Origin of the sequence: Streptomyces sp. WM6372 (genome assembly GCF_001279655.1) — a bacterium.
Taxonomy (GTDB): domain Bacteria; phylum Actinomycetota; class Actinomycetes; order Streptomycetales; family Streptomycetaceae; genus Streptomyces.
The window spans coordinates 81,134-100,807 of sequence record NZ_LGDB01000199.1 but is presented as its reverse complement, the minus strand read 5'-3'; the positions used below and the strand labels follow the sequence as shown (position 1 = coordinate 100,807).

Below are 19,674 nucleotides of genomic sequence, written 5' to 3'. Positions count from 1 at the left end.
GCCTACGTGGTCCGGCGGGCGAGCCGGGCCTCCAGGCCGTCCAGGATCGCCTCGATGCCGAACTCGAACTTCCGGCGCGTCATCTCGGCGGGGTCGGCCGCCGCCTGGTCCTCCAGGCGGGCGCGCAGCCGGGGGTACCGGGACGCGATCCCGGTCGCCCACGTCACCACGTCCTGTACCGGACCGTCGCCCTCCGCGCCCCTGCCGGGCCGGATCCGCGCCTTCGCCATCGCCGCCGTCGTCGCTTCGTCGATGGCCGAGCCCGCCACGAACGTGTAAGCGGTGTTCACCGCCCAGTCCAGCTCCCACCCCGTGAACCCGGCCGCCTCGTACACCGCGTAGCTGTGGTCCTGGAACCGGGCCATCCCGTCCCCGTACACGAAGTGCGTGCTGATGGCGTTGACGAGCCAGGGGTGTCGCGCGGCCAGCGCGTGCGCGTCGTGCGCCAAGGCCCGTGCGGCGGCGCGCCAGCCGGCCGTGCCCGGGTCCAGCGGTTCGATCTCGCCCCACACCCGGTCGGCGGCGAGGACGACGAGGTTCTCCTTGTTGCCCACGTGCCAGTACATGGCGGTGGGCGCCGAGCCCAGTCGCCCGCCCAGCCGGCGCATGCTCAGGCCCTCGACGCCCTCGGCGTCGAGCAGCTCGATCGCGGCCCGGACGATCTGGTCACGGTTCAACGTCTCACGCGGCATGACGTCAGCGTAGCCCAGTCCCCGCAACCTCTTGCACGCCGTGCAAGTCTTCTTTTACGGTGTGCAAGTCCAAGCAGTTGCACACCGTGTAAGTCGAGCCCGGAGGAACCGCACCGTGCACCACGAACCGCTGACCTCACTGCCCACCGCACGCCCCGCCGGCTGCCCCTTCGCCCCGCCCGCCGAGCTGACCGAGGTGCGCGAGGAGCGGCCCGTCCGCCGCATGGTCTATCCCGACGGGCACCACGGCTGGCTGGCCACCGGCTACGGCCCCGTGCGCGCCGTACTGGCGGACCCCCGCTTCAGTTCCCGCTACGAGCTGATGCACTTCCCCTTCCCGGGCGGCCCCGAAGGCGCGCTGCCCCCGGCCCCCGTCGGCGACATGACCGGGATGGACGCCCCCGATCAAACGCGCTACCGGCGGCTGCTCGCGGGCAAGTTCACGGCCCGCCGCATGCGCCTGCTGACCGAGCGGATCGAGCGGATCACCGCCGAGCACCTGGACGCCATGGAGCGGCGGGGCGCCGGAGCCGACCTGGTCCAGGCCTTCGCGCAGCCCATTCCCGCCCTGGTCATCTGCGAGCTGCTCGGCGTGCCCTACGCGGACCGCAAGACGTTCCACGACTTCACCGTGGCACTGATGAGCATGGAAGCGAGCATCGAGGAACGGTTCGCCGCCATGACCGGGCTGCAGGAGTACATGACGCGGCTCGTCCGGACCAAGCGGGCGGCCCCGACCGACGACCTGCTCGGCGATCTGACCGAGAGCGACCTTACCGAGGAGGAACTCGCCGGTCTCGGCGGGTTCCTGCTCGGTGCCGGCCTCGACACCACCGCCAACATGCTGGCCCACGGCACCTTCGCCCTGCTCAGCCACCCGGACCAACTCGCCGCCCTGCGTGCCGATCCCGGCCTCGCCGACAGCGCCGTCGAAGAGCTGATGCGCTTCCTCAGCGTCGCCCACACCATGGTCCGGGTGGCCCTGGAGGACGTCGAACTGGAGGATCAGGTCATCAAGGCCGGCGAGAGCGTCACCCTCTCCGTCGAGGCCGCCAACCGCGACCCGCTCCGCTTCGCCGACCCCGACACCCTCGACGTCCGCCGCAAGGCGGCCGGGCAGCTCGGCTTCGGCCACGGCATCCACCAGTGCCTCGGCGCCCAACTCGCCCGCGTCGAGATGCGCGTGGCCCTGCCCGCGCTCCTCGCCCGCTTCCCGCGGCTGCGCCTCGCCGTGCCCGCCGAGGACGTGCCCCTGCGGACCGGCATGAACATCTACGGCGTGCACCGCCTCCCGGTCACCCTTACGTGACCACCGACGCCGGCAGCTCCGCCGCGGCAGCCGGAGCGTCCCCGGCCGTCGGCAGGGTGAGCACCATGGTGAGCCCGCCGCCCGGGGTGTCCTCGGCGGTCAGCGTGCCGCCGATCGCCTCCGTGAAACCGCGGGCGACCGCGAGCCCGAGGCCGACCCCCGCGCCGCGCGGGGCGTCCCCGTGCCGCTGGAAGGGTTCGAAGATCCGGTCCTTGGCCTCGTCGGGAACACCCGGTCCGCGGTCCACGACCCGCAGTTCGACCCGGCCGAGCAGCGAACTGGCGGACACGTGGACGGGCTGGCCGTGCGGGCTGTACTTGACCGCGTTCTCGACGACGTTGGCCACGACCCGTTCGAGCAGCCCGCGGTCGACGGCGACCATCGGGAGGGTCTCCGGGATGTCCAGCTCGACACTGCCGTCGGGTACGCCGCCCAGCGCCATCGGCACGACCTCGTCGAGGTCGGTCTCCCGGATCAGCGGAACCACGGAGCCCGTGTTCAGGCGGGACATGTCCAGGAGGTTGCCGATCAGCGCGGCGAGCCGGTCGGCGCCCTCCTCGATGCCCTCCAGCAGCTCGCCCTTGTCCTCCTCGGACCATTCGACGTCGTCGGAACGGAGCGAGGTGACGGACGCCTTGATCCCCGCGAGGGGGGTGCGCAGATCGTGGCTGACGGCCGCCAGCAGCGCCGTACGGATCCGGTTCCCCTCGGCGAGCTCACGGGCCTTGCCCGCCTCGTCGACCAGGCGCTGGCGGTCGAGTACGACGGCCGCCTGCGCGGCGAAGGCACCGAGGACGCGGCGGTCCTCGGCCGGCAGGACCCGCCCGGACAGCGCCAGGGCCATGTTCTCCCCGATCGGCATGTCCACATCGGCGTCCTCGGGACGGCTGACCGGATCGGTGCCGACGGCGCCGGCCGTGGTCCACGGCTCGACCTCGCCGGCGCGTTCCAGCAGGGCCACGGACCGCATGGAGAACGTCTCGCGCAGCCGCTCCAGCAGGGCCTCCAGCGAGTCCTCGCCGCGCAGGATGCTTCCGGCGAGGAAGGACAGGATCTCGGATTCGGCGCGCAGCCGGGCGGCCTGGTGGGTGCGGCGCGCGGCCAGGTCGACGACGGAGGCGACCGACACCGCCACGCCGACGAAGATCGAGATGGCGACGATGTTGCGCGGGTCGGAGATCGTGAGCTGGTACAGCGGTGGCGTGAAGAAGTAGTTCAGCAGCAGGGAGCCGAACGCGGCCGACGCGAGGGCCGGGAGCAGTCCGCCGAGCAGCGCGGCGGCCACGGTGAACGTCAGGAAGAGCAGCATGTCGTTCGCGAGCCCGAGCTCGGGTACGACCGCGTGCAGCAGCAGCGTCAGCAGCGCCGGACCGAGGACGCCGGTCAGCCAGCCCCAGATGAGGCGCGAGCGGCCCAGGCGGGCACCGCGCGCGACGGGCAGGCTGCGCCGCCCACGGGCCGCGGCGTCGTGCGTGACCAGGTGGACGTCGAGGTCGGGGCCCGACTCCACGGCCACCGTGGCGCTGACCCCCGGCCCGAACACGTACTGCCAGGGCCGGCGGCGGCTGACGCCCAGGACGATCTGCGTGGCGTTGACGCCCCGCGCGAACTCCAGCAGGGCGTGCGCGACATCGTCGCCTATGACGTGGTGGAAGGTCCCGCCCAGGTCCTCCACCAGCGTGCGCTGGGCGGCCAGTTCCTTGGGGGAGGCCGAGGAGAGGCCGTCGCTGGCCGCGATGTAGACGGCGAGGACCTCGCCTCCGGCGCCCTTCTCCGCGAGCCGGGCGGCGCGCCGGATCAGGGTGCGTCCCTCCGGCCCGCCGGTCAGGCCGACGACGATGCGTTCGCGGGCCTGCCAGGTGGAGCGGATGTTGTGCTCGCCGCGGTACTCCTGGAGGTATTCGTCCACCCGGTCGGCGACCCACAGCAGCGCCAGCTCGCGCAGCGCGGTGAGGTTGCCGGGCCGGAAGTAGTTCGACAGGGCGGCGTCGACGCGGTCGGGCTTGTAGATGTTCCCGTGCGCCATGCGGCGGCGCAGGGCCTGCGGGGACATGTCGACGAGCTCGATCTGGTCCGCGCGCCGGACGACCTCATCGGGAACGGTCTCGCGCTGCCGGACACCGGTGATCGCCTCCACCACGTCGCCGAGCGACTCCAGGTGCTGGATGTTGACCGTGGTGACGACGTCGATGCCCGCCTGGAGCAGCTCCTCGACGTCCTGCCAGCGCTTCGCGTTGCGCGAGCCGGGGACGTTGGTGTGCGCGAGCTCGTCCACGAGCGCGACCGCGGGCCTGCGTGCCAGCAGGGCGTCCACGTCCATCTCCGTGAACGTGCTGTCGCGGTAGGCGATCTCCCGTCGCGCAGTCACGTCCAGGCCGTGCAGCATCACCTCCGTACGCGGACGGCTGTGGTGCTCGACGAAGCCGACGACGCAGTCGGTGCCGCGCTCGATCCTGCGGTGTGCCTCGGACAGCATGGCGTACGTCTTGCCGACGCCCGGTGCCGAGCCGAGGTAGATCCGGAGCTTTCCGCGTCTCATCTGGTGCCGACTTCTCGTTCCACTCGATGTGCTGTGCCGTGTCTGTCTGTCCGTCAGGGTTCGAAGCGGTAGCCCATGCCCGGCTCGGTGATCAGGTACCGGGGGTGCGAGGGGTCCGCTTCCAGTTTGCGCCGCAGCTGGGCCATGTACACGCGCAGGTAGTTGGTGTGCTCGGCGTACGTCGGCCCCCACACCTCCAGCAACAGCCTGCGCTGGGAGACGAGATGACCGGGATGGGCGATCAGCAGCTCCAGCAGGTGCCATTCGGTCGGCGTCAGACGGACCGTGCGCTCGCCGCGCACCACCTTCCGGGCCGCGAGGTCGACGGTGAACTCGTCGGTCGTGATCCCGGAGGGGCCGGCGGGGGACGCGGGGTCCTCCTGCCGCCGGGTGGCGGCCCGCAGCCGGGCCAGCAGCTCGTCCATGCTGAACGGCTTGGTCACGTAGTCGTCCGCACCGGCGTCCAGGGCGCGGATCTTCTCCTCGGAGGTGTGGCGCGCGGACAGTACGAGGATCGGCACCCGGCTCCAGCCGCGGACGCTCTTGATCACGTCCACGCCGTCCATGTCCGGCAGGCCGAGGTCCAGGAGGATGACGTCCGGTTTGCGGTCGGCGGCGAGCCGGATGGCCGCGCGGCCGTCACCGGCCTCCGCCACCTCGAACTTGCGCGCCTGAAGATTGATCTTCAAGGCGCGTACGAGCTGCGGGTCGTCCTCCACCACGAGCACCCGGGTCATGGGGTGTACAGCCTTTCTTCGTTGCGGGCGGATAAGGAACCGGTGGGGCGCGGAGCTTGCGCGCCCCACCGGGTTCCCGTCCGAGTGAGCGGGACGGCCATCAGCTCTTGGTCAGTGCCTTGAGCGCGGTGTTCAGCTCCAGGACGTTGACGCGGGGCTCGCCCATGAAGCCGAGCGTGCGGCCGGTGGTGTTGTCCTTCACCAGCTTCTCGACCTGCCGGACGTCGAGGCCGTTCTGTTCGGCGACCCGGTGGACCTGGAGGGTGGCGTACTCCGGGGAGATGTTCGGGTCGAGGCCGGAGCCGGAGGAGGTGACGGCGTCGGCCGGCACGTCCGAGGGCTTGACCTCGTACGTCGCCGTGGAGTTGTCCGCGATCACGGCGTCCTTGGCGTCGGTGACCAGCTTGACCAGGTCCGGGTTGTCGCCCGCCTTGTTGGTGGCGCCGGAGAGGATCAGGGAGTACTGCTGGTTGACGCTGTTGGAGCCGAGGCCGTTGGAGGGGCGCGGCTGGAACCACTTCAGGTCCGGCTTCGCCGCCTCTTCGGCGTCGTTCGGGTCGTTCTTCGGCAGGTTGTAGGTCTGGCCGATGAGAGAGGAGCCGACGACCTGCCCGCTCTTGTCCTTGATCTCGGAACCGTTCGCCTGGTCGCCGAAGGCGACCTGGGCGATGCCGGTGACGGCGAGCGGGTAGATGACCCCGCAGATGACGGTCAGGACGAGGAGGGCACGCAGTCCGGCGCCGAGGAGGCGGGCGGTGTTGCCTACGGAGTTGTTCATGGCAGATCAACCGATTCCGGGGATGAGGGTGATGAGCATGTCGATGATCTTGATGCCGATGAACGGGGCGACGAGGCCGCCGAGTCCGTAGATCCCCAGGTTGCGGCGGAGCATCTTGTCGGCGCTGGTGGGCTTGTACTGCACGCCCTTCAGGGCGAGCGGCACCAGCGCGATGATGATCAGCGCGTTGAAGATGACCGCGGAGAGGATGGCCGAGTTCGGTGAGTGCAGGCCCATGATGTTGAGCTTGTCGAGGCCCGGGTAGACCACGGCGAACATGGCCGGGATGATCGCGAAGTACTTCGCGACGTCGTTGGCGATGGAGAACGTGGTGAGTGCGCCCCGGGTGATGAGGAGTTGCTTGCCGATCTCGACGATCTCGATGAGCTTGGTGGGGTTGGAGTCCAGGTCCACCATGTTCCCGGCCTCCTTGGCGGCCGAGGTGCCCGTGTTCATCGCCACGCCGACGTCCGCCTGGGCCAGGGCTGGGCCAGGGCCGGCGCGTCGTTCGTACCGTCACCGGTCATCGCGACGAGCTTGCCGCCCGCCTGCTCCCGCTTGATGAGGGCCATCTTGTCCTCGGGGGTGGCCTCGGCGAGGAAGTCGTCGACGCCGGCCTCCTGCGCGATGGCCTTCGCGGTGAGCGGGTTGTCGCCCGTGATCATGATCGTCTTGATGCCCATGCGGCGCAGTTCGTCGAACCGCTCGCGCATGCCCTCCTTGACGACGTCCTTGAGGTGGATGACACCGAGGATCCGGGCGCCCTTGCCGTCCTCGACCGCGACGAGGAGCGGGGTGCCGCCGGCTTCGGAGATCCGGTTGGCGAGGAGGTCCGCGTCGTCGGCGACCTGACCGCCCTGTTCGGTCACCCAGGCGATGACCGAACCGGCGGCGCCCTTGCGGGTCTTCCTGCCGTCGACGTCCACGCCCGACATGCGGGTCTGGGCGGTGAAGGCGATCCACTCGGCCTGGGAGAGTTCGCCCTGGTGGCGTTCGCGCAGTCCGTACTTCTCCTTCGCGAGGACCACGATCGAGCGGCCCTCGGGGGTCTCGTCGGCCAGCGACGACAGCTGGGCGGCATCGGCCAGTTCGGCCTCCGTGGTGCCCTTGACGGGGACGAACTCGGCGGCCTGGCGGTTGCCGAGGGTGATCGTGCCCGTCTTGTCGAGCAGCAGGGTCGACACGTCGCCGGCGGCCTCGACCGCGCGGCCCGACATGGCCAGGACGTTGCGCTGGACGAGCCGGTCCATGCCGGCGATGCCGATGGCCGAGAGCAGGGCGCCGATGGTAGTCGGGATCAGGCAGACCAGCAGGGCGGTCAGCACGATCATCGACTGCTTGGCGTCCGCGTAGATCGCGAACGGCTGCAGGGTGACGACGGCGAGCAGGAAGACGATGGTGAGCGAGGCGAGGAGGATGTTGAGGGCGATCTCGTTGGGCGTCTTCTGCCGGGCCGCGCCCTCGACGAGCGCGATCATGCGGTCGATGAAGGTCTCGCCGGGCTTCGTCGTGATCTTGACGACGATCCGGTCCGAGAGGACCTTCGTACCGCCGGTCACCGCGCTGCGGTCACCGCCCGACTCGCGGATCACGGGGGCCGATTCACCGGTGATGGCCGATTCGTCGACCGAGGCGACGCCCTCGACGACGTCACCGTCGCCGGGGATGATGTCGCCGGCCTCGCAGACCACGAGGTCGCCGATGCGGAGCTCCGTGCCCGGGACCTGCTCCTCGCCGGAGTCGGTCAGACGGCGGGCGACGGTGTCCGTCTTCGCCTTGCGCAGGGTGTCGGCCTGGGCCTTGCCGCGGCCCTCGGCCACGGCTTCGGCGAGGTTGGCGAAGATGGTGGTCAGCCACAGCCAGGCGGTGATCGCCCAGCCGAACCAGTCCGTCGGGTCCAGACACGCGAGGACGGTGGTGACCACCGACCCCACGAGGACCACGAACATGACCGGCGACTTGATCATGACGCGCGGGTCGAGCTTCTTCACCGCGTCGGGGAAGGACTTGAGCAGCGCCTTGGGGTCGAACAGACCGCCGCCGACGCGCCCCGCCGGGGTCTTGTGTCCGGTGGGCAGGTCTTCGTGCGGAGCACGGGTGGGGGTGATGGTGCTCATGAGGCGAGCCCTTCAGCGAGCGGACCCAGCGCGAGGGCGGGGAAATAGGTCAGACCGGTGATGATGATGATCGTGCCGACGAGCAGGCCCGCGTAGAGCGGCTTGTCGGTACGGAGGGTGCCCGCCGTCTCCGGTACGGGCTGCTGCTCGGCGAGCGAGCCCGCCAGCGCGAGGACGAAGACGATCGGCAGGAAACGGCCCAGCAGCATGGCGATGCCGATGGTGCTGTTGAACCACTGGGTGTCGGCGTTGAGGCCGGCGAACGCGGAGCCGTTGTTGTTGGCGCCGGAGGTGTAGGCGTAGAGGATCTCGGAGAAACCGTGCGCACCCGGGTTGGCCATCGAGTTGCCGGGCGTCGGGAGCGCCATCGCGGCGGCGGTGAAGCAGAGGACCAGCGCCGGGGTGATGAGGATGTAGCAGGCGGCCAGCTTGATCTGGCGGGTGCCGATCTTCTTGCCCAGGTACTCCGGGGTGCGGCCGACCATCAGACCCGCGATGAACACCGCGATGATCGCCATGATCAGCATGCCGTACAGGCCGGAACCGACACCGCCGGGCGCGATCTCGCCGAGCTGCATGCCCAGCATCGCGATGCCGCCGCCGAAGCCCGTGTAGGAGGAGTGGAAGGAGTTGACCGCACCGGTCGAGGTCAGCGTGGTCGCGACGGCGAAGAGGGACGAGCCGCCGATGCCGAAGCGGGTCTCCTTGCCCTCCATCGCCCCGCCCGCGATGTCGAAGGCCGGGCCGTGGTGGGCGAATTCGGTCCACATCATCAGCGCGGTGAACCCGAGCCAGATCGTGGCCATCGTCGCGAGGATCGCGTAGCCCTGGCGCAGGTTGCCGACCATGCGGCCGAAGGTCCGGGTCAGCGCGAACGGGATGACCAGGATGAGGAAGATCTCGAAGAGGTTCGAGAACGGGGTGGGGTTCTCGAAGGGGTGGGCCGAGTTGGCGTTGAAGTAGCCGCCGCCGTTCGTGCCCAGCTCCTTGATGGCCTCCTGCGAGGCCACCGCCCCGCCGTTCCACTGCTGGGTGCCGCCCATGCCGTGCTGATTCAAGAATTGGCCGACCTCGTGGATGCCGGCGAAGTTCTGGAGGACACCGCAGGCGACCAGGACCAGCGCGCCGATCACGGAGATGGGCAGCAGGATCCGGACGGTGCCGCGCACCAGGTCGGACCAGAAGTTGCCGAGTTCGCCGGTGCGCGAGCGGGCGAAGCCCCGTACGAGGGCCACGGCGACGGCCATGCCGACCGCGGCCGAGACGAAGTTCTGCACCGCGAGGCCGCCGGTCTGCACGACGTGGCCCATGGCCTGCTCGCCGTAGTACGACTGCCAGTTGGTGTTCGCCACGAAGGACGCGGCGGTGTTGAACGCCTGGTCCGGGTCGATCGACACGAAGCCGAGCGAGCCGGGCAGGCTGCCCTGCAGCCGCTGCAGGGCGTAGAGGAAGAGGACGCTCACTGCGGAGAAGGCCAGCACGCCGCGCAGGTACGCGGGCCAGCGCATCTCGGCCGAGGGGTTGGCGCCGATGGCCTTGTAGATCCACTTCTCCGGGCGGTAGTGCTTCTCGGAGGAGTAGACGCGGGCCATGTAGTCGCCGAGCGGACGGTATGCGAGGGCGAGCGCGGCGACGAGCGCGAGCAGCTGCAGCACACCAGCGGTTACGGGGCTCATATCGGGGCTCAGAACCTCTCCGGGTACACGAGGGCGAGGACGAGGTATCCCAGCAGGGAGACGGCCACGAGCAGGCCGACGATGTTCTCGGCGGTCACAGCTTGGCCACCCCTCGGGCGATGAGAGCCACCAGTGCGAAAACCGCGACCGTGGTGACGACGAAGGCCAGATCGGCCATCGTGAGCTCCTGGATGAAGTGATGAAATGGATTTCGGCCAGACGGCCGATGTAGAGCAAACCGCGAGCTCAGGTGCGCGTTAAGACCTCTTGACGGGCTCCATACGGGCAGGCCGGATCTCTTGATGCCACCCTGACGCAGAACCGCTTCGGCAAGGGTGAGGCTCAGCCGCCGTGGGCCAGCCCGGCCGAGGCCAGGGCGGCGCCGGCCTGCGCGGCGAGGGCGACGGCGACGAGCCGGGCCTGCTCCGAAGGCAGCGGGCCCGGGACCGGGTCGAGGAGGAAGCGGCCGTAGTAGTGCCCGCCGCCGAGGGCGCGCAGCTCGGTCTCGCCCTCCGGCCACCGGTCGGGCCAGTACGTGGCCTCGCTCTCCCCGGTGTCGAGGCCGAGCCACAAGGTCCCGTCGTGCTCCAGCCGGGGCAGGTGCCCGATGAGCGACCCGTACTCGAAGCGGCAGCCGCGCAGGTCCAGCAGGCCGATGAGCTCATGGCGCACGTGCTCGACGACGGCCTCGGGGGAGCTCCCGCCCTCGGCGAGCCGGGCCGTGCCCTCCAGCTGGGACAGGTGCGAGGCATCGGTGGTCACGGCGCTCTGGAGGCGGCGTGCGCGGACGGCCAGCTGGGAGACGATCAGGCCGACGACCAGGAGGAGGACCGCCGTCTGGACGTCGTCACCGTCGGTGATCGTGAAGCGACCGTACGGCTGGGTCAGGAAGAAGTCGAACCAGGCCGCGGCCGACAGCGCGGCGAGGGCCCCGGCCACCCGGGTGCCGAGCGCGGCGACCGCGACGACGGCGACGACCAGGACCAGGGCGGCGTTCGTCGCCGAGAGATCCGTACGGAAGGGCACGAGCGCGAGCGCCACGAGGAAGGGGACCACGAGGGCCGCGATCAGGGCGAGGCGGTCGTGGAGTCGGTACCCGGACATGTGCTGCCTCCCGTCCGGACGCGCTGGTCTCGATTCGGGTGGGTCGGGTCGGGTCGGTCGGAACCCCTGTCAGAACTTCTCGGGCTTGATCAGGGCCGCAATGAGGTAGCCGAGCAGAGCGAGGGCGATGATCAGCCCGACGACGTTCTCAGCGTCCATGAACCATGTCTCCGATTCTCCTGGTGGGGGCGGTGTCCCGCCACCTCCACCGTGCCCGCGCGGCCCGCCGGTGTATCGGGCGGGAACGGCCTTTTGATGCGTTTCATATGGAGTTCCACCCCTGCGCATCAGAAGGACGTCAGGGTTTCCGGTTCCGGTGTCAGAAGAGCGTCAGCAGAGCGCGCCGGGGCCCGCCCGGGGCCGTTCCATGGACCGCATGCCTGGACCGGAACTCGCGGAGGACCGCAATTGGCCGTCAGACGCCCGGGCCGCAGCCGGCATCGCCGTGCTGCTCCCGGGACTGCTCCTCGCCGTCGACGCCGCGGCCGGCCACACCCACTGGCAGCGCGTCCTGCTCTGGACGGCCCTCGGCCTCGCCCTGCTCGCCGTCCTGTGGCCCACCCGGGTCCGCGCTACCCCGGGCGTGCTCACGACCCGGGGACTGCTCCACCACCGCCGGGTCCGCACCGACCGGCTCCTCTCGGTCGCCTGGCACGACGGTGTCGCGCAGCGACTGGTCCTGAGGGACCTCGACGGCAACCGGCTGGAGGTCGATCCGCGGGTCTTCGCGGCGAACCCGGCCCTGTGGCACCTGTTCGACCAGAGCGTCAAGGTGAGCCTGTCCCTCGGCACCATGAGGGATGGTTCGGACCCGCTCCGGCGGCTCGCGCGCCTCATCGACCGCCAGACCGTGCGTACGGTCTTCAAGATCTCCGAGATGGACCACTGCTGACCGGCCGCACCGCCGATCGCCTACAGGCGGTCCAGCGGTACGGCCGCGTAGGACTCCCGCAGTGCGCCGATCACCGGGTCGTCGGCGCGGAAGGCGACGTCGTCGACCGCCGCCAGCGCCCGTACGCCGAGGCCGGTGCTGGTGGCGAACGCCGCCCGCATCGCACGCAGCCGGGCATCGGTCACCGGAGCCGTGACGTGCCCGGCCCCGGCGGCCCGGAGCAGCCGCATCGTCGTTCCCGCGAGGACCTCGGCCTCGGGCCAGACCACGGCCCCGGCCTCGTCGACGAAGCCGACGTTCCACGTGCAGCCCTCGGACACCCGCCCGTCCGCACCGGCGAACAGCACGTCGTCGAACCCGGCGAGCCGTGCCGCCCGCCGCAGCCGCAACTGCCCGAACAGCGCCACGTGCTTCACTGACGGCGTGTCGCGGTGGAAGGGGAGCCGCTGCACGCGCAGCGCCGGCAGCGGGCGGTCGGCGGTGCCCGCGGCGGGCCGGGTCGTCACCAGCACGCCCGGCCGCCCCGCGCGGTCGGGGGCCGTCAGGTCCAGCTCGGGGTCGAAGACCGTGACCCGCACCATGAACGCCCCGGCCCGACCGCCGGCCTCACCGCGTACGCACTCCCGCACCCACTCGGGATCCAGCTCCGCGCCGAACACCGCACGGCAGTCCGCGACCAGCCGGGCGAGGTGCAGGGCCAGCCCCCGCACCCCGCCGTCCTCGACCTTCATGGTGGTGAAATGCCCGTAATTGGTCAGCGCGAGGGCCTGGAGGGCCGCGGGGGAGGCGGGGGAGCCGTTCAGGGATGCCATACCCGCAGTCTGCACGGCGCGGGCCCGCGCGCCGGGCGGCCGCGACAGAACCGCGTCAAGGTCCCCGGGCCGGACCCCGTCGGACGCCGCACGCGCCCGATGATGACCTGGCGGTGGCGTGTCCTGCGCGCGCGTCGGGAACGGGGAGGCGGTTTCGGTGGTGGCGGCGGATGTCCGGCGCGGGCGGTTGAAGGTCCTCCTCGGCGCGGCACCGGGAGTGGGCAAGACCTGCCGGATGCTCGACGAGGGGCGGCGCCGGGCCGAGCGCGGCACCGACGTGGTGGTCGCGTACGTCGACTGCCGCGGGCGCCGGCGTACGGAGGAGAAGCTCGCCGGTCTCGAACTCCTGCCGCGCGCCCCGGGGGAGGAGCTGGACCTGGACGCGGTCCTCGCCCGGCGGCCCGAGGTGGCGCTGGTCGACGAGCTGCCGCACGCCAACGCCCCCGGCGGCCGCAACTCCGCACGCCGACAGGACATCGAGGAGCTGCTCGCCGCCGGGATCGACGTGATCACCACCGTGAACATCGCGCACCTTGAGTCACTCGGCGACGTGGTCGAGAAGATCACCGGGGTGCCGCAGGACGAGACCGTGCCCGACGACGTGGTGCGCCGCGCCGACGAGCTCGAACTCGTCGACCTGCCCGCCGAGGCGCTGCGGCGCCGGATGGCCCACGGTGATCTGTACCCGCCGGAACGGGTCGACGCGGCGCTCGCCCACTACTTCCGGGTGGGGAACCTGACCGCCCTGCGGGAGCTCGCGCTGCTGTGGGTGGCGGGCCGGGTCGACGAGGCCCTCCAGAAGTACCGCTCGGAGCACGGCATAGGCGGGGTGTGGGAGACCCGGGAGCGGGTCGTGGTCGCGCTCACCGGCGGCCCGGAGGGTGCGACGCTCATCCGCCGGGCCGCCCGGATCGCCGCCCGGTCGGCCGGCGGCGACCTGCTCGCCGTGCACATCGCCCGCAGCGACGGGCTTGCCGCGGGCGCCTCGTCCGCCGCCCTGGCCGGGCAGCGGGCCCTCGTCGAGAGCCTCGGCGGCAGCTACCACTGCGTCGTCGGCGACGACGTCCCGACCGCCCTGCTGGAGTTCGCCCGCGCCGAGAACGCCACCCAGCTGGTCCTCGGCACCAGCAGCCGCAGCCGCCTCGAACGCTTCCTCACCGGGCGCGGCATCGGGGAGACGGTCGTCGGGCACTCCGACGACATCGACGTCCACATGGTCACCCACGAACGGGCGGGCAGCGGGCGCCTGCTGCCGTCCCGCCGGCGCACGCTGCCGACCTCGCGCCTCATCGCGGGGCCGGTGCTGGGCCTCGTCCTGCCGATCGCGCTCACCTTCCTCCTCGACCACGCGCGCGGCAGCCTCAACCTCACCAGCGAGGCCCTGCTCTTCCTGCTCACCGTCGTCGGCGTGGCCTGCGTGGGCGGGGTGGTCTCCGCCGTCGTCGCGTCCGTCACCGCCTCGCTGCTGCTGAACTACTGGTTCATACCGCCCGTCGGCGCGTTCACCTCGACCCTCGACAGCGTGCTGGCCACCGTGGTGTTCGCGGTGGTGGCCGGGACGGTCGCGGCCGTGGTGGACCGCTCCCTGCGGCTTTCGCGCCGCTCGGCGCGGGCGACGGCCGAAGCGGAGACGCTCTCCTCGCTCGCCGGGTCGATCGTCCGCGGGGACCAGACGGTTCCCGCGCTCCTGGAACGGGCGCGGGAGACCTTCGGCATGGACTCCGTCGAACTGCTGGACGCACCGGCGGCCGGGGCGTCAACGCTCCCGCCCCACACGGGCGTTCCCGTGACGGCGGTGCCGATCGGAGGGGACGCCAGGCTGGTCCTGCGCGGCCGCGCCCTGCCGTCCTCCGAGCGCCGCGTCCTCACCGCCTTCGCCGCTCACGTGACCGCTGCGGTGGAGCGGGCCCGGCTCGCCGAGGCCGCCGCCGAGGTGGAACCCGTCAAGGCCGCGGACCGGATGCGTACGGCGCTGCTCGCCGCGGTCAGCCACGACCTGCGCACACCGCTCGCCGGGGGCTGGGCCGCCATCAGCTCCCTGCGCAGCGGCGACGTGGAGTTCAGCGAGGAGGACCGGGCCGAACTCCTGGCCACCGCCGACGAGTCGATGGCCCGCCTCAACCGGCTGATCGAGAACCTGCTCGACATGAGCCGCCTCCAGGCCGGGGCCCTGACCCTGAGCCTGCGCCCCACCGTACTGGAGGAGGTGCTGCCGGCCGCCCTGGAATCCCTGCCGCCCGGTGCGCCCGCCGTCGAGACCCGGGGGCTGGAGACGGTGCCCGCCGTGCTCGCCGACCCGCCGCTGCTGGAACGGGTGATCGCGAACCTCCTCGGCAACGCCGCCCGCCATGCCCCCGAGGGGACCTCGGTGCTGCTGACGGCCAGCGCCCTCGCCGACCGCGTCGAGTTCCGGATCGTCGACCGCGGGCCCGGGCTGCCCGCCGCCGACCGGGAGAAGGCCTTCGTACCGTTCCAGCGGCTCGGGGACACCGACAACACCACCGGCGTCGGACTCGGCCTCGCCCTGTCGCGCGGCCTCACCGAGGCGATGGCCGGAACGCTCACACCGGAAGACACCCCCGGTGGCGGCCTGACCATGGTCCTCGCCCTCCCCGCCGCCGACGTGCCCGCTGTCGTCAGGACCGCGTGAAGAGTGGGCCGGCGGACGTATGGATGTCGCCAAGACGGCTGGCGACGGCGCACTCCCGCCCGGACGCTGTCCCTCGTCTTTGCTCAATCGGAGGGACCGGCAACAACATGGCCATGCACACAGGCAAGACGGACACGGCGACCAGGGTCCCCGGCGCGGAGGAGCCCCCCGATACCGGGGCCGGCGACCGGCACAGGCTCACCGCGCTCCAGGGGCTCGCCGCGCTCTCGCTGGACGCCATGGCGTCCGTGGCCTACGGGCCCGAGTCGATCGTCCTGGTGCTCGCGGCGGCCGGCGCGTACGGGATGGGGTTCACGCTCCCGGTCACGGTGGCGATCGCCGTGCTGCTGGCGGTGCTGGTGGCCTCGTACCGTCAGGTGATCGCGGCGTTCCCGGACGGCGGCGGCTCGTACGCCGTGGCCAAGCGGCACCTGGGGCGGCGCACGAGTCTGGTGGCCGCGGCCTCGCTCATCCTGGACTACGTGCTGAACGTCGCCGTGTCGGTCACGGCCGGAGTCGCCGCGCTGACCTCGGCGTTCCCGGAGCTGTACGGCGAGCGGGTCTGGATCTGCCTCGCCGTCCTGGTGCTGGTCACGGCCGTGAACCTGCGCGGGGTCGTCGACTCGGCGAAGGCCTTCCTGGTACCGACCGCGGTGTTCGTCGGGTCGATCCTCGCGATGATCACCGTCGGTCTGTTCCGGGACGGGCCCGTCAGCACGGCGTCCGCCGCGGGGCACGCCTCCGCCCTCGGCGAGGGCGCACTGCACCACAGTTCGGGGGCTGTCGGCGCCCTGCTCCTGCTGAAGGCCTTCGCGGCCGGCTGTTCGGCCCTGACCGGTGTCGAGGCCGTCGCCAACGCCGTGCCCTCCTTCCGCGCCCCGGCCGCGCGGCGCGCCCAGCGCACCGAAGTCGCCCTCGGCGCCCTGCTCGGCGTGATGCTGATCGGCCTGTCCGTCCTGATCGGCCGCTTCCACCTCCAGCCGGTCGAGGGCGTCACCGTCCTCGCCCAGCTCGCCGACGCCTCCTTCGGGCACAACACGGCTTTCTACGTGGTCCAGTTCGCCACGATGGTGCTGCTGGCGCTCGCCGCGAACACCTCCTTCGGCGGACTGCCCGTCCTGATGAGCCTGCTCGCCCGCGACAACTACCTGCCGCACCTCTTCTCGCTCAAGGCCGACCGCCAGGTCCACCGCCACGGCGTGCTCGCACTGGCCGCCGTCTCCGCCGCGCTGCTGGTCTTCTCCGGCGGCGACACCAACACCCTCGTCCCGCTCTTCGCGATCGGCGTGTTCGTCGGCTTCACGATCTGCCAGGTCGGAATGGTCCGGCACTGGTACGGGGAACGCCCCGCGGGCTGGCGCAACAAGGCGGCCCTCAACGGCTTCGGAGCGGTCCTCACCGGTGTCGCGGCCGTCGTCGTGACCGCCACCAAGTTCACCGAGGGCGCCTGGATCATCGTCCTCGCCCTGCCGCTGCTCGTCCTCGGGTTCGAGAAGATCCAGCGGGCGTACGCGCAGATCGGCGAGCGCCTTGAGCTCGGCCGGATCCCGCAGTCCCCGACGCGGTCCCGCTCGCTGGTCGTCGTACCCGTCTCCGGACTGTCGAAGCTGACCCGCCAGGCGCTGACCGCCGCCCGCTCGATGGGCGACGAGGTCCTCGCCGTCACCGTCACCCACTCCGCGTCCGAGGACCGGCAGGCGGCCGAGGCGCTGCGCCGCGACTGGGAGCTGTGGAACCCGGGGGTCGAGCTCGTCGAGGTCACCTCGCCGACCCGGGCGCTGGGCCGCCCCGTCTCCGGCTACGTACGCGAACTCACCGCGACCAACCCGGACGCGCAGGTCACCGTACTGATCCCGGAGACCGAGCCGGCGCACCTGTGGCAGCGGCTCCTGCAGAACCAGCGCGGCTCGGTCGTGGCCCACGCGGTACGGCGCGACACGGACGCGGTGATCTGCCGACTGCGGTTCCGCATCACGGACGCCGGCCACGCCGGCAACGTTGGCAACGTCGCCCACGTCACCGGAACCACCGAGGACGGGCGTCGGCCCCGGTGACCCAGCCATCCCGCAAGCACCAGCGCCCCGGCCCCGCCCGCATGCCGGAGCCCGAGCAGCTCGCCGCCTCCGCACGCGAGGCCGTCCGCAAGCTCCACCCGCGCGAACTCGTCCGCAAGCCCGTGCTGTTCGTCGTCGCCGTAGGCTCCGTGCTGACCACGCTGTCGGCGCTGCTGCACCCGTCGGTCTTCACCTGGGTCATCAGCGTCTGGCTCTGGCTGACCGTGCTCTTCGCGAACCTCGCCGAAGCCGTCGCCGAAGGCCGCGGCCGCGCCCAGGCCGAATCGCTGCGCAAGGCCCGTACGGACACGGTGGCGCTGCGGCTCCAGCACTGGACGTACGGGACGAACCTGCGCCACGCGCCGACCGAGGCCGTCACCCCGGCCGAACTCCAGCCCTTCGACTTCGTCCTGGTCGAGGCGGGCGAGACGGTCCCGGCCGACGGGGACGTCGTGGACGGCGCCGCCATGATCGACGAGTCGGCCGTCACCGGCGAATCGGCGCCCGTACTGCGCGAGTCGGGCGGCGACCGCTCCGGGGTCACGGGCGGTACGACCGTCCTGTCCGACTCGATCGTCGTACGGGTCACCTCGCGCCCGGGGCACAGCTTCCTGGACCGCATGATCGCCCTGGTCGAGGGCGCGGCCCGGCAGAAGACCCCGAACGAGATCGCCCTCAACATCCTGCTGGCCGCCCTGACCGTGATCTTCATCCTGGTGGTGATCACCCTCCAGCCGATGGCCGGGTACGCGCACGCCGCCCAGACCACGGCCGTACTGGTGGCCCTGCTGGTCACCCTGATCCCCACCACCATCGGGGCGCTGCTGTCGGCGATCGGCATCGCCGGCATGGACCGCCTCGTCAAGCGCAACGTCCTGGCCATGAGCGGCCGGGCGGTGGAAGCGGCGGGCGATGTGAACACCCTGCTGCTGGACAAGACCGGCACCATCACCACCGGCAACCGCGAAGCCGAACGCTTCGTTCCGCTGCCCGGCATCGACCACGGCAAGCTCGCCGACGCCGCACAGCTGTCGTCGCTGGCCGACGACACCCCGGAGGGCCGCTCCGTCGTCGCCCTCGCCGAGCGGTACGGCCTGAAGGCCCCCGCGGAGCAAGAACTGAGCAACCCGCGCTTCGTCCACTTCAGCGCCAAGACCCGGATGAGCGGCATCAACCTGAGCTGGGCGGGCGGCAACGGCTGCGCGATCCGCAAGGGGGCCGTGCAGGAGGTCTGCGACTGGGTGACGATGCGGGGCGGGAGCGTACCGGCCGAGACCGCCGACCGGGCCGCGCAGGTGTCGCGGTCGGGCGGTACGCCGCTGCTGGTCGCCGTCCACGACTGGGAGGGGCCGCGGGCGCTCGGGATCATCCACCTCAAGGACGTGGTCAAGGAGGGCATCCGGGACCGCTTCGCGGAGCTGCGCAGCATGGGCATCCGTACGGTCATGGTGACCGGCGACAACCCGCTGACCGCGGCCGCGATCGCCGCTGAGGCGGGAGTCGACGAGTACCTGGCCGAGGCGACGCCCGAGGACAAGATGGCCCTCATCAAGCGGGAGCAGGCGGGCGGCAAGCTCGTCGCGATGACCGGTGACGGTATGACGGTACGAACGACGCGCCGGCCCTGGCCCAGGCGGACGTCGGCGTGGCGATGAACACGGGCACCTCGGCCGCCAAGGAGGCCGGGAACATGGTGGATCTGGACTCCAACCCCACCAAGCTCATCGAGATCGTCGAGGTGGGCAAGCAACTCCTCATCACGCGGGGTGCGTTGACCACCTTCTCGATCACCAACGACGTCGCGAAGTACTTCGCGATCATCCCGGCCATGTTCGCGTCGGCCTACCCCGGGCTCGGCGCCCTGAACGTCATGGGCCTGCGCAGTCCCACCTCCGCGATCACCTCGGCGATCATCTTCAACGCCCTGATCATCGTGGTGCTGATCCCGCTCGCGCTGCGCGGAGTCCGCTACCGGCCCGCGTCCGCACACGACTTGCTGCGGCGCAACCTCGCCGTCTACGGGCTGGGCGGCCTCGTCCTGCCGTTCGTCGGCATCAAACTCATCGACCTCGTGGTCTCCGCGGTCCCCGGCCTCGGCTGAACTCCGTGGACGAGTGCCCTGGATGGGTGCCGCGGACGCGTTCCGTCAATGCCGGATCAGGGACCCGTAAGAGCCCTTGAGGCAGCGCTCGCGGCCCAGGTTGGATGAGTCCACGGACCTCGGCCCGCGCCTCCGCGCGCCGCCGGCTCCACTGCCGGGGCGGCCCCCGTCGGGCCGCCCCGGCCTCCTCCCTTCCGCCCCAGAGGTGGCCCC

At 71.4% G+C, this 19,674-nt stretch carries 13 protein-coding genes and 2 pseudogenes; 5 read left to right on the top strand and 10 right to left on the bottom strand.

Translation table 11 applies throughout. The annotated features are described in order from the left end of the window. Positions 1-2: 2 nt before the first annotated feature. On the bottom strand, positions 3-692 hold the full coding sequence (locus ADK52_RS24365) for a TetR/AcrR family transcriptional regulator C-terminal domain-containing protein (RefSeq protein WP_053691966.1): 690 nt from the start codon (positions 690-692) through the stop codon (positions 3-5). A 115-nt stretch (positions 693-807) separates the two neighbouring features. Here ADK52_RS24365 and ADK52_RS24360 point away from each other — a divergent pair, with 115 nt between their 5' ends. Further along, a complete protein-coding gene (locus ADK52_RS24360) occupies positions 808-2,001 on the top strand; it encodes a cytochrome P450 (RefSeq protein WP_053691965.1) in 1,194 nt (397 codons plus the stop codon). Here ADK52_RS24360 and ADK52_RS24355 read toward each other — a convergent pair. From ADK52_RS24355 to kdpF (ADK52_RS39330), 8 genes and pseudogenes are all read right to left on the bottom strand, one after another. After that, the gene (locus tag ADK52_RS24355; RefSeq protein WP_053691964.1) at positions 1,994-4,540 is read right to left on the bottom strand and encodes an ATP-binding protein; all 2,547 of its coding nucleotides are present in this window, start codon (positions 4,538-4,540) and stop codon (positions 1,994-1,996) included. The two genes, ADK52_RS24360 and ADK52_RS24355, sit on opposite strands and share 8 nt — an antisense overlap. A gap of 53 nt (positions 4,541-4,593) precedes the next feature. Then, on the bottom strand, positions 4,594-5,277 hold the full coding sequence (locus ADK52_RS24350; RefSeq protein ID WP_053691963.1) for a response regulator: 684 nt from the start codon (positions 5,275-5,277) through the stop codon (positions 4,594-4,596). A 100-nt stretch (positions 5,278-5,377) separates the two neighbouring features. Beyond that, the gene (locus tag ADK52_RS24345; protein ID WP_053691962.1) at positions 5,378-6,055 is read right to left on the bottom strand and encodes a potassium-transporting ATPase subunit C; all 678 of its coding nucleotides are present in this window, start codon (positions 6,053-6,055) and stop codon (positions 5,378-5,380) included. Positions 6,056-6,061: 6 nt separating this feature from the next. Then, a pseudogene (kdpB, locus tag ADK52_RS24340) lies at positions 6,062-8,172 on the bottom strand (potassium-transporting ATPase subunit KdpB). After that, the gene (gene kdpA, locus ADK52_RS24335) at positions 8,169-9,848 is read right to left on the bottom strand and encodes a potassium-transporting ATPase subunit KdpA (protein WP_053691961.1); all 1,680 of its coding nucleotides are present in this window, start codon (positions 9,846-9,848) and stop codon (positions 8,169-8,171) included. The pseudogene kdpB (ADK52_RS24340) and the gene kdpA overlap by 4 nt, the downstream one beginning before the upstream one ends. An 8-nt stretch (positions 9,849-9,856) precedes the next feature. Then, entirely contained in the window at positions 9,857-9,946 is a 90-nt protein-coding gene (gene kdpF, locus ADK52_RS39335) for a K(+)-transporting ATPase subunit F (protein WP_037836701.1), read from the bottom strand. Between the two features lie 244 nt (positions 9,947-10,190). Beyond that, complete coding sequence (locus tag ADK52_RS24330) at positions 10,191-10,952, bottom strand: DUF4118 domain-containing protein (protein WP_053691960.1); 762 nt, start codon at positions 10,950-10,952, stop codon at positions 10,191-10,193. A 69-nt stretch (positions 10,953-11,021) separates the two neighbouring features. Next, a complete protein-coding gene (gene kdpF, locus ADK52_RS39330; RefSeq protein ID WP_063783927.1) occupies positions 11,022-11,111 on the bottom strand; it encodes a K(+)-transporting ATPase subunit F in 90 nt (29 codons plus the stop codon). A 217-nt stretch (positions 11,112-11,328) separates the two neighbouring features. Between kdpF (ADK52_RS39330) and ADK52_RS24325 the strand changes: the two genes are divergently transcribed. Continuing rightward, complete coding sequence (locus tag ADK52_RS24325; RefSeq protein ID WP_159046018.1) at positions 11,329-11,844, top strand: hypothetical protein; 516 nt, start codon at positions 11,329-11,331, stop codon at positions 11,842-11,844. 20 nt (positions 11,845-11,864) lie between these two features. On the opposite strand, the gene ADK52_RS24320 is transcribed toward ADK52_RS24325, so the two are convergent. Beyond that, positions 11,865-12,656 (bottom strand): aminotransferase class IV, encoded by a 792-nt coding sequence (locus ADK52_RS24320; protein ID WP_053691958.1) that lies wholly within the window; start codon positions 12,654-12,656, stop codon positions 11,865-11,867. Positions 12,657-12,813: 157 nt separating this feature from the next. Between ADK52_RS24320 and ADK52_RS24315 the strand changes: the two genes are divergently transcribed. The 3 genes and pseudogenes from ADK52_RS24315 (at position 12,814) to kdpB (ADK52_RS24305) (ending at position 19,461) form a co-directional block, all read left to right on the top strand. Then, positions 12,814-15,306 carry a sensor histidine kinase gene (locus ADK52_RS24315; RefSeq protein ID WP_234344206.1) on the top strand — a complete coding sequence of 831 codons (2,493 nt, stop codon included), beginning with the start codon at positions 12,814-12,816 and terminating at the stop codon, positions 15,304-15,306. Between the two features lie 107 nt (positions 15,307-15,413). Then, a complete protein-coding gene (locus tag ADK52_RS24310; protein ID WP_078988564.1) occupies positions 15,414-17,360 on the top strand; it encodes an APC family permease in 1,947 nt (648 codons plus the stop codon). A 41-nt stretch (positions 17,361-17,401) separates the two neighbouring features. Continuing rightward, positions 17,402-19,461 (top strand): annotated as a pseudogene (kdpB, locus tag ADK52_RS24305) (potassium-transporting ATPase subunit KdpB). Positions 19,462-19,674: the final 213 nt, after the last annotated feature.